General features: G+C 53.4%; 7 protein-coding genes, 1 tRNA gene, 2 rRNA genes and 1 other annotated feature. Of the genes, 3 read left to right on the forward strand and 7 right to left on the reverse strand.

Translation table 11 applies throughout. From position 1 onward, the window contains the following. Positions 1 to 16: 16 nt before the first annotated feature. The 6 genes from G7090_RS17505 to rluD form a co-directional block, all read right to left on the reverse strand. Positions 17 to 2924 (reverse strand): 23S ribosomal RNA (locus tag G7090_RS17505). A gap of 218 nt (positions 2925 to 3142) precedes the next feature. Beyond that, a tRNA-Glu gene (locus G7090_RS17510) sits at positions 3143 to 3217 on the reverse strand. A gap of 87 nt (positions 3218 to 3304) precedes the next feature. Then, positions 3305 to 4846 (reverse strand): 16S ribosomal RNA (locus tag G7090_RS17515). The 16S and 23S rRNA genes sit together here with 1 tRNA gene alongside, the layout of an rRNA operon. Before the next feature lie 433 nt (positions 4847 to 5279). Then, positions 5280 to 7853, reverse strand: a complete 2574-nt coding sequence (clpB, locus tag G7090_RS17520) for an ATP-dependent chaperone ClpB (RefSeq protein WP_166183420.1) — start codon at positions 7851 to 7853, stop codon at positions 5280 to 5282. Between the two features lie 129 nt (positions 7854 to 7982). Further along, positions 7983 to 8714 (reverse strand): purine nucleoside phosphorylase YfiH, encoded by a 732-nt coding sequence (gene yfiH / locus G7090_RS17525; RefSeq protein WP_166183422.1) that lies wholly within the window; start codon positions 8712 to 8714, stop codon positions 7983 to 7985. Beyond that, positions 8711 to 9691 (reverse strand): 23S rRNA pseudouridine(1911/1915/1917) synthase RluD, encoded by a 981-nt coding sequence (gene rluD, locus G7090_RS17530; protein ID WP_106995040.1) that lies wholly within the window; start codon positions 9689 to 9691, stop codon positions 8711 to 8713. Before rluD ends, yfiH begins: the two co-directional genes overlap by 4 nt. 130 nt (positions 9692 to 9821) lie before the next feature. On the opposite strand from rluD, the gene bamD reads away from it, so the two are divergent. The 3 genes from bamD (at position 9822) to pheA (ending at position 12600) form a co-directional block, all read left to right on the forward strand. After that, positions 9822 to 10559 (forward strand): outer membrane protein assembly factor BamD, encoded by a 738-nt coding sequence (gene bamD / locus G7090_RS17535; RefSeq protein WP_166183424.1) that lies wholly within the window; start codon positions 9822 to 9824, stop codon positions 10557 to 10559. 272 nt (positions 10560 to 10831) lie between these two features. Further along, positions 10832 to 11173, forward strand: a complete 342-nt coding sequence (raiA, locus tag G7090_RS17540) for a ribosome-associated translation inhibitor RaiA (RefSeq protein WP_106995038.1) — start codon at positions 10832 to 10834, stop codon at positions 11171 to 11173. Between the two features lie 110 nt (positions 11174 to 11283). Beyond that, positions 11284 to 11409, forward strand: a sequence feature (Phe leader region). Between the two features lie 30 nt (positions 11410 to 11439). Next, positions 11440 to 12600, forward strand: coding sequence for a bifunctional chorismate mutase/prephenate dehydratase (pheA, locus tag G7090_RS17545; RefSeq protein ID WP_106995037.1), 1161 nt, complete (start codon positions 11440 to 11442; stop codon positions 12598 to 12600). On the opposite strand, the gene G7090_RS17550 is transcribed toward pheA, so the two are convergent. Then, positions 12597 to 13469, reverse strand: a complete 873-nt coding sequence (locus G7090_RS17550) for an SMP-30/gluconolactonase/LRE family protein (RefSeq protein WP_106995036.1) — start codon at positions 13467 to 13469, stop codon at positions 12597 to 12599. The two genes, pheA and G7090_RS17550, sit on opposite strands and share 4 nt — an antisense overlap. Positions 13470 to 13501 lie beyond the last annotated feature (32 nt).

Genomic DNA, 13501 nt, shown 5'->3' on the forward strand with positions numbered 1-13501 from the left:
ACAGCTTCGGCGTTGTAAGGTTAAGCCTCACGGTTCATTAGTATCGGTTAGCTCAACGCATCGCTGCGCTTACACACCCGACCTATCAACGTCGTCGTCTTCAACGTTCCTTCAGGACCCTTAAAGGGTCAGGGAGAACTCATCTCGGGGCAAGTTTCGTGCTTAGATGCTTTCAGCACTTATCTTTTCCGCATTTAGCTACCGGGCAGTGCCATTGGCATGACAACCCGAACACCAGTGATGCGTCCACTCCGGTCCTCTCGTACTAGGAGCAGCCCCCCTCAATTCTCCAGCGCCCACGGCAGATAGGGACCGAACTGTCTCACGACGTTCTAAACCCAGCTCGCGTACCACTTTAAACGGCGAACAGCCGTACCCTTGGGACCTACTTCAGCCCCAGGATGTGATGAGCCGACATCGAGGTGCCAAACACCGCCGTCGATATGAACTCTTGGGCGGTATCAGCCTGTTATCCCCGGAGTACCTTTTATCCGTTGAGCGATGGCCCTTCCATACAGAACCACCGGATCACTATGACCTGCTTTCGCACCTGCTCGAGCCGTCACTCTCGCAGTCAAGCTAGCTTATGCCATTGCACTAACCTCCTGATGTCCGACCAGGATTAGCTAACCTTCGTGCTCCTCCGTTACTCTTTAGGAGGAGACCGCCCCAGTCAAACTACCCACCAGACACTGTCCGCAACCCGGATCACGGGTCCACGTTAGAACACCAGCCATTAAAGGGTGGTATTTCAAGGTTGGCTCCACGCAGACTGGCGTCCACGCTTCAAAGCCTCCCACCTATCCTACACATCAAGGACCAGTGTTCAGTGTCAAGCTATAGTAAAGGTTCACGGGGTCTTTCCGTCTTGCCGCGGGTACACTGCATCTTCACAGCGATTTCAATTTCACTGAGTCTCGGGTGGAGACAGCCTGGCCATCATTACGCCATTCGTGCAGGTCGGAACTTACCCGACAAGGAATTTCGCTACCTTAGGACCGTTATAGTTACGGCCGCCGTTTACCGGGGCTTCGATCAAGAGCTTCGCGTTGCCGCTAACCCCATCAATTAACCTTCCGGCACCGGGCAGGCGTCACACCGTATACGTCCACTTTCGTGTTTGCACAGTGCTGTGTTTTTAATAAACAGTTGCAGCCAGCTGGTATCTTCGACTGATTTCAGCTCCACGAGCAAGTCGCTTCACCTACCATCAGCGTGCCTTCTCCCGAAGTTACGGCACCATTTTGCCTAGTTCCTTCACCCGAGTTCTCTCAAGCGCCTTGGTATTCTCTACCTGACCACCTGTGTCGGTTTGGGGTACGATTTGATGTTACCTGATGCTTAGAGGCTTTTCCTGGAAGCAGGGCATTTGTTGCTTCAGCACCGTAGTGCCTCGTCATCACACCTCAGCGTTGAATAAGGTTCCGGATTTACCTGGAACCTCCGCCTACATGCTTAAACCGGGACAACCGTCGCCCGGCCAACATAGCCTTCTCCGTCCCCCCTTCGCAGTAACACCGAGTACAGGAATATTAACCTGTTTCCCATCGACTACGCCTTTCGGCCTCGCCTTAGGGGTCGACTCACCCTGCCCCGATTAACGTTGGACAGGAACCCTTGGTCTTCCGGCGAGCGGGTTTTTCACCCGCTTTATCGTTACTTATGTCAGCATTCGCACTTCTGATACCTCCAGCAGACCTCACAGTCCACCTTCAACGGCTTACAGAACGCTCCCCTACCCAACAACGCATAAGCGTCGCTGCCGCAGCTTCGGTGCATGGTTTAGCCCCGTTACATCTTCCGCGCAGGCCGACTCGACCAGTGAGCTATTACGCTTTCTTTAAATGATGGCTGCTTCTAAGCCAACATCCTGGCTGTCTGTGCCTTCCCACATCGTTTCCCACTTAACCATGACTTTGGGACCTTAGCTGGCGGTCTGGGTTGTTTCCCTCTTCACGACGGACGTTAGCACCCGCCGTGTGTCTCCCGTGATAACATTCTCCGGTATTCGCAGTTTGCATCGGGTTGGTAAGCCGGGATGGCCCCCTAGCCGAAACAGTGCTCTACCCCCGGAGATGAGTTCACGAGGCGCTACCTAAATAGCTTTCGGGGAGAACCAGCTATCTCCCGGTTTGATTGGCCTTTCACCCCCAGCCACAAGTCATCCGCTAATTTTTCAACATTAGTCGGTTCGGTCCTCCAGTTAGTGTTACCCAACCTTCAACCTGCCCATGGCTAGATCACCGGGTTTCGGGTCTATACCCTGCAACTTAACGCCCAGTTAAGACTCGGTTTCCCTTCGGCTCCCCTATACGGTTAACCTTGCTACAGAATATAAGTCGCTGACCCATTATACAAAAGGTACGCAGTCACCTAACAAGTAGGCTCCCACTGCTTGTACGTACACGGTTTCAGGTTCTTTTTCACTCCCCTCGCCGGGGTTCTTTTCGCCTTTCCCTCACGGTACTGGTTCACTATCGGTCAGTCAGGAGTATTTAGCCTTGGAGGATGGTCCCCCCATATTCAGACAGGATACCACGTGTCCCGCCCTACTCTTCGAGTTCACAGCACATGCATCTTCGTGTACGGGAGTATCACCCTGTACCCTGCGACTTTCCAGACGCTTCCACTGACACACATGCTGATTCAGACTCTGGGCTGCTCCCCGTTCGCTCGCCGCTACTGGGGGAATCTCGGTTGATTTCTTTTCCTCAGGGTACTTAGATGTTTCAGTTCCCCTGGTTCGCTTCGTTAAGCTATGTATTCACTTAACGATAGTGCAACGGATTGCACTGGGTTTCCCCATTCGGAAATCGTCGGCTATAACGGTTCATATCACCTTACCGACGCTTATCGCAGATTAGCACGTCCTTCATCGCCTCTGACTGCCTAGGCATCCACCGTGTACGCTTAGTCGCTTAACCTCACAACCCGAAGATGTCTCTTTCGATTCATCATCGTTTTGCGAAAATTTGAGAGACTCGAACACACCTTCATCTGCTCTTATTACGGAGAGCAGACACAGTGTGTCGTTTCAATTTTCAGCTTGATCCAGATTTTTAAAGAGCAAATATCTCAAACATGACTTAACAGTCAGTTTTGAGATACTGATTGGTTGTGCCTTTCACTCACACCCAGCAAGTGGCGTCCCCTAGGGGATTCGAACCCCTGTTGCCGCCGTGAAAGGGCGGAGTCCTAACCGCTAGACGAAGGGGACACGATGTGTCGCGACTTCGCAGCCGTCTTGCTCGTTACTTTTCATCAGACAATCTGTGTGAGCACTACAAAGGCAGGTTCTTTAAGGTAAGGAGGTGATCCAACCGCAGGTTCCCCTACGGTTACCTTGTTACGACTTCACCCCAGTCATGAATCACAAAGTGGTAAGCGCCCTCCCGAAGGTTAAGCTACCTACTTCTTTTGCAACCCACTCCCATGGTGTGACGGGCGGTGTGTACAAGGCCCGGGAACGTATTCACCGTAGCATTCTGATCTACGATTACTAGCGATTCCGACTTCATGGAGTCGAGTTGCAGACTCCAATCCGGACTACGACGCACTTTATGAGGTCCGCTTGCTCTCGCGAGGTCGCTTCTCTTTGTATGCGCCATTGTAGCACGTGTGTAGCCCTACTCGTAAGGGCCATGATGACTTGACGTCATCCCCACCTTCCTCCAGTTTATCACTGGCAGTCTCCTTTGAGTTCCCGGCCTAACCGCTGGCAACAAAGGATAAGGGTTGCGCTCGTTGCGGGACTTAACCCAACATTTCACAACACGAGCTGACGACAGCCATGCAGCACCTGTCTCAGAGTTCCCGAAGGCACCAAAGCATCTCTGCTAAGTTCTCTGGATGTCAAGAGTAGGTAAGGTTCTTCGCGTTGCATCGAATTAAACCACATGCTCCACCGCTTGTGCGGGCCCCCGTCAATTCATTTGAGTTTTAACCTTGCGGCCGTACTCCCCAGGCGGTCGACTTAACGCGTTAGCTCCGGAAGCCACTCCTCAAGGGAACAACCTCCAAGTCGACATCGTTTACGGCGTGGACTACCAGGGTATCTAATCCTGTTTGCTCCCCACGCTTTCGCACCTGAGCGTCAGTCTTTGTCCAGGGGGCCGCCTTCGCCACCGGTATTCCTCCAGATCTCTACGCATTTCACCGCTACACCTGGAATTCTACCCCCCTCTACAAGACTCTAGCCTGCCAGTTTCGAATGCAGTTCCCAGGTTGAGCCCGGGGATTTCACATCCGACTTGACAGACCGCCTGCGTGCGCTTTACGCCCAGTAATTCCGATTAACGCTTGCACCCTCCGTATTACCGCGGCTGCTGGCACGGAGTTAGCCGGTGCTTCTTCTGCGAGTAACGTCAATCGATGAGGTTATTAACCTCACCGCCTTCCTCCTCGCTGAAAGTACTTTACAACCCGAAGGCCTTCTTCATACACGCGGCATGGCTGCATCAGGCTTGCGCCCATTGTGCAATATTCCCCACTGCTGCCTCCCGTAGGAGTCTGGACCGTGTCTCAGTTCCAGTGTGGCTGGTCATCCTCTCAGACCAGCTAGGGATCGTCGCCTAGGTGAGCCATTACCCCACCTACTAGCTAATCCCATCTGGGCACATCTGATGGCAAGAGGCCCGAAGGTCCCCCTCTTTGGTCTTGCGACGTTATGCGGTATTAGCTACCGTTTCCAGTAGTTATCCCCCTCCATCAGGCAGTTTCCCAGACATTACTCACCCGTCCGCCACTCGTCACCCGAAGAGCAAGCTCTTCTGTGCTACCGTTCGACTTGCATGTGTTAGGCCTGCCGCCAGCGTTCAATCTGAGCCATGATCAAACTCTTCAATTTAAGTTTGATGCTCGTGAATTAAACTTCGTAATGAATTACGTATGTTCACTCAGAGACTTTGGTATTCATTTATCGTCTTGCGACGTTAAGAATCCATGTCACTTTGAGTGCCCACACAGATTGTCTGATAAATTGTTAAAGAGCAGTGCAACGCGGCTTTCGCTCACTGTTGCGAGGTGGCGTATATTACGCTTCCCTCTTTCAGAGTCAAGCGGTAATTTCACGCTTTTCTCTGCTGACCCGGCGGCTTGTTTGCCGTTGTTCCGTGTCGATGGAGGCGCATTATAGGCAGTTCTTCTGGGGTGGCAAGTATAAAGTGAAAATTATTTGCTAACCGCTCACTTTCCAGGCGATTTGGCATCAAGACACCTATTCTTGCCTGGTTTTTAAACAAAAACGAGCCCCTGAGGGCCCGTTTTTGCCGTTTTGTGACTTACTGCACTGCCACAATCTGATCGTCTTTTTTCACCAGTTGTATCGTTTTGCCCGGGATCAGCTTCCCGGAGAGGATTTGCTGAGCCAGCGGGTTTTCGATCTGTTGCTGAATAGCGCGTTTTAAAGGACGAGCCCCGTATACCGGATCGTACCCATTCGCACTCAGCAGCTGCAGCGCGTCATCCGCAATCTGCATTTCATATCCACGCTCTTCCAGACGTTTGTACAGACGCTGCAGCTGAATACGGGCAATCGACGCAATGTGTTTTTCACCCAGCGGATGGAAGACCACCACCTCGTCGATACGGTTAATAAACTCAGGACGGAAGCTGTGGCTAACCACTCCCAGCACCAGATCCTTCATGTGACCGTAATCGAGTTCGCCGAAACGTTCCTGAATCAGATCGGAACCCAGGTTCGAGGTCATAATGACAACCGTGTTACGGAAGTCGACCGTTCTCCCCTGCCCGTCCGTCAAACGCCCATCATCCAGCACCTGCAGCAGGATGTTAAACACATCCGGATGTGCCTTTTCCACTTCATCCAGCAGGATGACGGAATATGGACGACGGCGAACCGCTTCTGTCAGATATCCGCCCTCTTCATAACCGACATAGCCCGGAGGCGCACCCACGAGACGCGACACGGAATGTTTTTCCATAAACTCGGACATGTCGATACGCACCATCGCGTCATCGCTATCGAACATAAAGTTCGCCAGCGCCTTACACAGTTCCGTCTTACCGACACCGGTTGGCCCGAGGAACAGGAAGGAGCCAATTGGACGATTAGGATCGGACAAACCTGCCCGGCTACGACGAATGGCATTCGATACTGCTTCAACCGCTTCATCCTGGCCAATAACGCGATGATGGAGATCCTCTTCCATTCGCAGCAGCTTGTCGCGTTCGCTCTCCATCATTCTGGCAACCGGGATCCCGGTCCAGCGCGCCAGCACGTCGGCAATTTCTACTTCCGTCACTTTATTACGTAACAGACGCATGGTCTTGCCTTCCTGCTGGGTTGCCGCTGCCAGCTGTTTTTCCAGCTCCGGAATTTTACCGTACTGCAGCTCAGACATCTGGGCCAAATCGCCCACGCGGCGCGCCTGTTCGATGGCTATCTTCGCCTGCTCCAGCTCAGCTTTAATAGTCTGAGTACCGGAAAGGGACGCTTTTTCCGCTTTCCACTCTTCCTCTAAGCCGGAATATTGACGCTCTTTGTCGCTCAGCTCTTCATTAAGCATATCCAGGCGCTTCTTACTCGCCTCATCCGACTCTTTCTTCAGCGCCTGCTGCTCAAGCTTGAGCTGAATGATTCGCCGATCAAGCCTGTCCAGCTCTTCCGGTTTTGAGTCTATCTGCATCCGGATGCTGGAGGCGGCCTCATCGATAAGGTCGATCGCTTTGTCCGGCAACTGCCGGTCAGCGATATAGCGGTGCGACAAAGTCGCTGCCGCCACAATCGCCGGGTCAGTGATCTGCACGTGGTGGTGCAGCTCATAACGTTCTTTCAGGCCACGCAGAATGGCGATGGTATCTTCCACTGTCGGTTCAGCCACAAACACTTTCTGGAAGCGGCGTTCCAGGGCGGCATCTTTTTCAATGTACTGACGATACTCATCCAGTGTTGTGGCACCGACGCAGTGCAGCTCACCACGAGCCAGCGCCGGTTTCAGCATGTTCCCGGCATCCATGGCGCCGTCCGCTTTACCGGCACCCACCATGGTGTGCAGCTCATCGATAAACAGGATGACGTTGCCCTCCTGTTTCGCCAGATCGTTGAGCACGCCTTTTAAGCGCTCTTCAAACTCACCGCGGTATTTGGCCCCGGCCACCAGCGCGCCCATATCCAGCGCCAGTACACGACGGCCTTTTAAGCCTTCAGGAACTTCACCATTCACGATACGCTGCGCTAACCCTTCGACGATGGCGGTTTTACCAACACCCGGCTCACCGATCAGTACCGGGTTATTTTTGGTCCGGCGCTGCAGAACCTGAATAGTACGGCGGATCTCTTCGTCACGACCAATGACCGGGTCAAGCTTGCCCTGCTCAGCGCGCTCAGTCAGATCGACCGTATATTTCTTCAATGCCTGACGCTGGTCCTCGGCACCCTGATCGTTCACGCTTTCACCTCCACGCATCTGTGCTATCGCCTGTGTCACGTTAGCGGTGGATGCGCCGGCCGTTTTCAGCAAGTCGGTCAATGTGCCACGTGATTCAAGCGCCGCCAGAACAAAGAGCTCTGACGAAATAAAGTTGTCGCCGCGTTTCTGCGCCAGTTTGTCGCAAAGATTCAGTACGCGAACCAGATCCTGGGACGGTTGTACATCTCCGCCCGTGCCTTCTACCTGGGGTAGACGGCTTAATGCCTGATCGATGGCTGTACGTAACTGGCCCGCATTAATGCCGGCAGACGTGAGTAAAGGACGAACCGATCCCCCTTCCTGATTCAGTAAGGCGCTCATGAGATGAAGAGGTTCGATAAATTGGTTGTCGTGCCCCAGTGCGAGTGACTGGGCATCAGCGAGAGCAAGCTGGAATTTATTAGTAAGACGATCCAGACGCATAACTCCTCCCATAACAGGTCAAAATTGCTACTGGAGATTAAATGAGGTCATCCCTCAATTATTCAAGGTGAATGACCTGAATTATGCGAAAAGAAAACGGCGCGTACCGGATCGTCTTGATTCTATAGGTTATATCAGCCAAATGAAACTTGCCATACGACCTGTCGTCTTGTCGCGACGATAAGAGAAGAAATCACCCTTTTCGCTGAAAGTGCAGCGATCGCCGCCATAGATCTGGTTGATGCCAAGATGGGTCAGGCGTTGACGGGCCAGCTGATAAATATCCGCCATGTACTTCTCCCCTAGCGGGCGAAAAGCGCTCTCTGCCTGCGGATCGTGCGCCATAAAGGCCTCACGAACTTCCGGGCCCACTTCAAAAGCCTGCGGACCAATCGCCGGGCCGAGCCAGGCGAGGATGTTATCCGCGCTATCCGCAAAGCAGGCTACGGTTTCTTCCAGCACGCCGGCGCAGAGTCCACGCCAGCCGGCATGGGCCGCGGCCACTTCGGTACCCGCACGGTTGCAGAAAAGCACCGGCAGGCAGTCGGCGGTCATGACGGCGCAGACGGTGCCCGGAGTAGTGCTGTAAGAGGCATCGGCGCGTTTCGAAGCATAGGGTTCCCCGGTAAGACTGAGAACAGCCGTACCATGAACCTGCTCAAGCCAGACCGGTTTCGAGGGTAACTGGCCAGCAGCAAACAACCGCTTACGATTCTCTTCTACATGGTTGAGATCGTCGCCACAGTGTGCGCCCAGGTTTAAGGACTCCCAGGCTCCCTCGCTGACACCCCCGATGCGGGTGGAACTGCAGGCCGCCACGCCTGCTGGCGCCGGCCACTCAGGGACAATCAGTTTGGTCATAACCAGTCCACTGCGTCCTTATGCTCTTCAAAATCGGCGCGCATGGCGTCGATAAGATCCACCATATCCTGTGGAATTGGCGCATGCCACTCCATCTCGATACCGGTGATCGGATGATAGAGACGCAGCATCGTCGCATGCAGAGCCTGGCGGTCAAATTTACGCAGCATGGCGATAAACTCTTCTGACGCGCCTTTTGGCGGACGCGGACGGCCACCGTACAGCTGATCGCCCACCAGCGGATGGGTAATGTGCGACATATGCACGCGGATCTGGTGAGTACGACCGGTTTCCAGACGCAGACGCAGACGCGTATGGATACGGAAATGCTCCATGATGCGATAGTGCGTGACCGCAGGTTTACCCATCGGATGAACCGACATATGGGTACGCTTGGTCGGATGGCGACTGATAGGCTGCTCTACAGTACCGCCGGAGGTCATATGACCAATTGCCACCGCTTCGTATTCACGAGTGATTTCACGCAGCTGCAGTGACTCAACCAGACGCGTTTGCGCTGGAATAGTTTTGGCCACGACCATCAGACCGGTGGTGTCTTTATCCAGACGGTGAACGATCCCCGCACGGGGTACGTCAGCGATCGGCGGATAATAGTGCAGCAGTGCATTCAGCACTGTGCCATCAGGGTTCCCTGCGCCAGGGTGGACAACAAAGTCACGCGGCTTGTTGATCACTAAAATGTCGTCATCTTCGTAGACGATGTTCAGCGGGATATCCTGAGGCTCAAAACGGACTTCTTCTTCGATATCAGCATTGATGGCGACCACTTCCCCACCCAACACTTTCTCTTTTGGCTTGTCCCAGATCTTGCCGTTTACCAGCACGCGCTGGTCAAGAATCCATTCTTTTATGCGTGAACGCGAATAATCAGGGAACATTTCGGCCAAAGCCTGATCTAAGCGTTGTCCGAGTTGTTTTTCGGAGACTGTTGCGGTGAGTTCTACTCGTTGTGCCATAGACTGCTTCTTCGTTTAACGTTGGGTTTTACGGCTTTGCCGTTTAATATAGTGTGCTATTGTAGCTGGTCTTAATCGGGAGCAGGAAAGAGATTCTCCCGGACAAACATTTGAGGAAAGTCAAAACGTCATGACGCGCATGAAATATCTGGTGGCAGCGGCCACGTTGAGCCTGGCTTTGGTAGGCTGCTCCGGTTCGGGTGAACAGGTCCCTGACAATCCGCCGAATGAAATCTATGCGACTGCTCAGCAAAAGCTGCAGGACGGTAACTGGAAACAGGCGATAACGCAACTGGAAGCGCTGGATAATCGTTATCCATTTGGCCCGTATTCCCAGCAGGTACAGTTGGATCTGATCTACGCTTACTATAAAAATGCCGATCTGCCACTGGCTCAGGCGACGATTGATCGCTTTATGCGTCTGAATCCGACCCATCCAAATATTGATTACGTCATGTATATGCGCGGCCTGACTAACATGGCGCTGGATGACAGTGCGCTGCAAGGCTTCTTTGGGGTTGATCGTTCAGACCGTGACCCTCAGCACGCCCGCGATGCGTTCAATGACTTCTCCAAACTGGTACGTGGCTATCCGAACAGCCAGTACGTGACGGATGCCAGCAAACGTCTGGTGTTCCTGAAAGATCGTCTGGCGAAATATGAATACTCTGTTGCGGAATACTATACCCGCCGCGGGGCATATGTTGCCGTCGTGAACCGTGTTGAAGGCATGCTGCGTGATTACCCGGATACTCAGGCAACACGCGATGGCATGAAGCTGATGGAAAATGCCTATCGCGAGCTGCAGATGACATCTCAGGCTGACAAAGTGGCGAAGATCATCGCCGCCAACAGCAGCAGCTCCTGATTCTTCTGGTAGATAAAAAAACGGCAGCCTCAGGGCTGCCGTTTTTTTATCCGTTTTCGGATTAAGCTGAACCGGTTTAGCTTGCACCAATCCTATCAACTATGGCCGCAATTTCTTATTACGACAAGGCAAAAGTTGCTTCTTCCTGTCCTGCCTCACAAAAAGAATCCGTTGACAAAAAGTGACATTAAAATGTGATTTAGATCACACAAATTGACATTAAGAACGGTATGCTGGAATCACCAAGACGGGAAAGACAAGAGGTAAAATTTATGACAATGAACATTACCAGTAAACAAATGGAAATTACTCCGGCTATCCGCCAGCACGTCGCAGACCGTCTCGCCAAACTGGATAAATGGCAAACACACTTGATTAACCCGCATATCATTCTCTCTAAGGAGCCACAGGGTTTCATCGCTGACGCAACTATCAATACTCCAAACGGCCATCTGGTCGCCAGCGCGAAACATGAGGATATGTACACCGCAATCAACGATTTGATTAACAAGCTGGAACGGCAGCTCAATAAAGTGCAACACAAAGGTGAAGCCCGTCGCGCCGCAACATCGGTGAAAGACGCCAGCTTCGCAGAAGAAGTTGAAGATGAATAATCCTTTACATTGAGTCTATCGCCAACGCGCCTTCGGGCGCGTTTTTTGTTTTTTATTGACAGGGTGAAAACAGTACGGGTACTTTAAGACTGTCTTTTGAAGGAATCATCCATGACCATTAAAGCGTTTTTCTTCGCATTCTTTTTTACCTTCCCCTGATTGGGAGGCGTTTCGTCGTGTGATAAAGAATGCGAAGACGAACAACAAGGCCTCCCACACCGGGGGGCCTTTTTTATTGATAACGATAATATGATTAAGGCAACGCTATGACACCGGAAAACCCGTTACTGGATCTGCGAGACAAGATCAGCGCTCTGGATGAAAAATTGCTTTCGCTGCTGGCCGAACGCCGTGCGCTGGCCGTCGAGGTAGGAAAAGCAAAGCTGGCGTCGCATCGTCCGGTACGCGACATCGATCGTGAGCGCGACCTGCTGGAACGCCTGATCAATCTCGGCAAGACCCACCATCTGGATGCACACTACATTACCCGCCTGTTCCAGCTGATTATTGAAGACTCCGTCCTGACGCAGCAGGCGTTGCTGCAACAGCATCTCAACAAGACCAACCCGCATTCGGCGCGTATTGCCTTCCTGGGGCCGAAAGGGTCCTATTCCCACCTCGCCGCGCGTCAGTATGCGGCCCGTCACTTCGAAGAGTTTATTGAGAGCGGCTGCGCGAAGTTTGCGGATATCTTCAACCAGGTCGAGACCGGACAAGCAGATTACGCTGTCGTGCCGATCGAGAATACCAGTTCCGGCGCGATCAACGACGTATACGATTTGCTCCAGCACACCACCCTGTCGCTGGTTGGCGAGATGACTATCCCTATCGACCATTGCGTGCTGGTATCCGGCACCACCGACCTCGACAAAATCGAGACGGTTTACAGCCACCCGCAACCTTTCCAGCAGTGCAGTCAGTTCCTGAACCGTTATCCGGGCTGGAAAATTGAATATACCGAGAGCACTTCGGCGGCGATGGAAAAAGTTGCGCAGGCCAACTCCCCTACAGTGGCCGCGCTGGGCAGCGAAGCGGGCGGCGCGCTATATGGGTTGCAGGTGCTGGAGCGTAACCTCGCTAACCAGACGCAAAACATCACCCGCTTCATCGTGCTGGCGCGTAAGGCGATCAATGTTTCCGATCAGGTTCCGGCTAAGACTACCCTGCTGATGGCGACCGGTCAGCAGGCCGGTGCGCTGGTAGAAGCCCTGCTGGTACTGCGCAATCACAATCTGATTATGACCAAACTGGAATCACGCCCGATTAATGGCAACCCGTGGGAAGAGATGTTTTATCTCGACATCCAGGCCAACCTGGAATCTGCATCCCTGCAGAAAGCCCTGCGCGAACTGGGTGAGATCACCCGTTCAATGAAGGTGCTGGGCTGCTATCCGAGCGAAAACGTGGTCCCGGTTGATCCTGCTTAACGCGCTATAAACGGCCCTTTTTTCACCCCTGCCACGCTGACGGGCAGGGTGAAAATGGCACCCGAAAGGGGATAGGCCGCAATCTCCTCAGGCTCCATATTCTCCCGGGTGGTGGTGATAAACAGCGTTTGCATATCATCACCTCCGAAACAGACCATCGTCGGACAGCGCACCGGCAACCGGTACTCTTCCAGCTGTTCACCCTGGGGTGAAAAACGTGCGATCCGCCAGCCGTCGAACAGCGCGCTCCAGTAACATCCTTCGACATCCACGGCCGCACCATCCGGGATCCCCTCCCCCGGCTTGAACCGACGGAAGACCTCCCGTTTACCCGGCTCGCCCTGCTCATCCAGCGGGGTGCGATAGATCACCGCGTTAGGGGTGTCGGAGGTATACATCCATTGCCTGTCGTCGCTGAATGCCAGACCGTTATGACCGTGGATATCACACTGAATGACCTCCGGCGTCAGGTCGTTATCGATCCGCATTAGCAGGGCGCCGTTGTAGTCCCCCGGCGCCCAGAAGGTGCCCGCATAGAAGCGGCCAAAATGATCGGTTCCCCCGTCATTAAAACGCGCCAGCTGTGGGTTGGACGGATTATCACAGACCTTGCGTTGCAGCAGGCCGTGTTTATCCGCCAGCCAGATGCCCGTCCGCATGGCGACAATAAAGCCCCCACCCTCGCGTAGCGCGAAGCAGCCCACCTCTTCATGGAAGGATAAAACCTTGTGTTCACCTGTGGCGAGGTGGTAGCGATGGATCTCGCCCTCCAGAATATCTGCCCAGTAGAGGGCGCTTTCCGCTTCGCTCCAGGTCGGACACTCCGGTAAGTGCCCCGTATATTCAAACAGAACGCGTGGTTCAGCCATGACAAATCCCCAAAATGAAAAAAGCCAGCAGT

This window comes from Leclercia sp. 29361 (assembly GCF_011290365.1).
Taxonomy (GTDB): Bacteria; Pseudomonadota; Gammaproteobacteria; order Enterobacterales; family Enterobacteriaceae; genus Enterobacter; species Enterobacter tamurae.

Bases quoted from the DNA above. Each gene is read 5' to 3' on its own strand.
- G7090_RS17550 (WP_106995036.1), bottom strand. From the start codon at position 13,469: ATGGCTGAACCACGCGTTCTGTTTGAATATACGGGGCACTTACCGGAG.
- raiA (WP_106995038.1), top strand. From the start codon at position 10,832: ATGACAATGAACATTACCAGTAAACAAATGGAAATTACTCCGGCTATC.
- bamD (WP_166183424.1), top strand. From the start codon at position 9,822: ATGACGCGCATGAAATATCTGGTGGCAGCGGCCACGTTGAGCCTGGCT.
- pheA (WP_106995037.1), top strand. From the start codon at position 11,440: ATGACACCGGAAAACCCGTTACTGGATCTGCGAGACAAGATCAGCGCT.
- rluD (WP_106995040.1), bottom strand. From the start codon at position 9,691: ATGGCACAACGAGTAGAACTCACCGCAACAGTCTCCGAAAAACAACTC.
- clpB (WP_166183420.1), bottom strand. From the start codon at position 7,853: ATGCGTCTGGATCGTCTTACTAATAAATTCCAGCTTGCTCTCGCTGAT.
- yfiH (WP_166183422.1), bottom strand. From the start codon at position 8,714: ATGACCAAACTGATTGTCCCTGAGTGGCCGGCGCCAGCAGGCGTGGCG.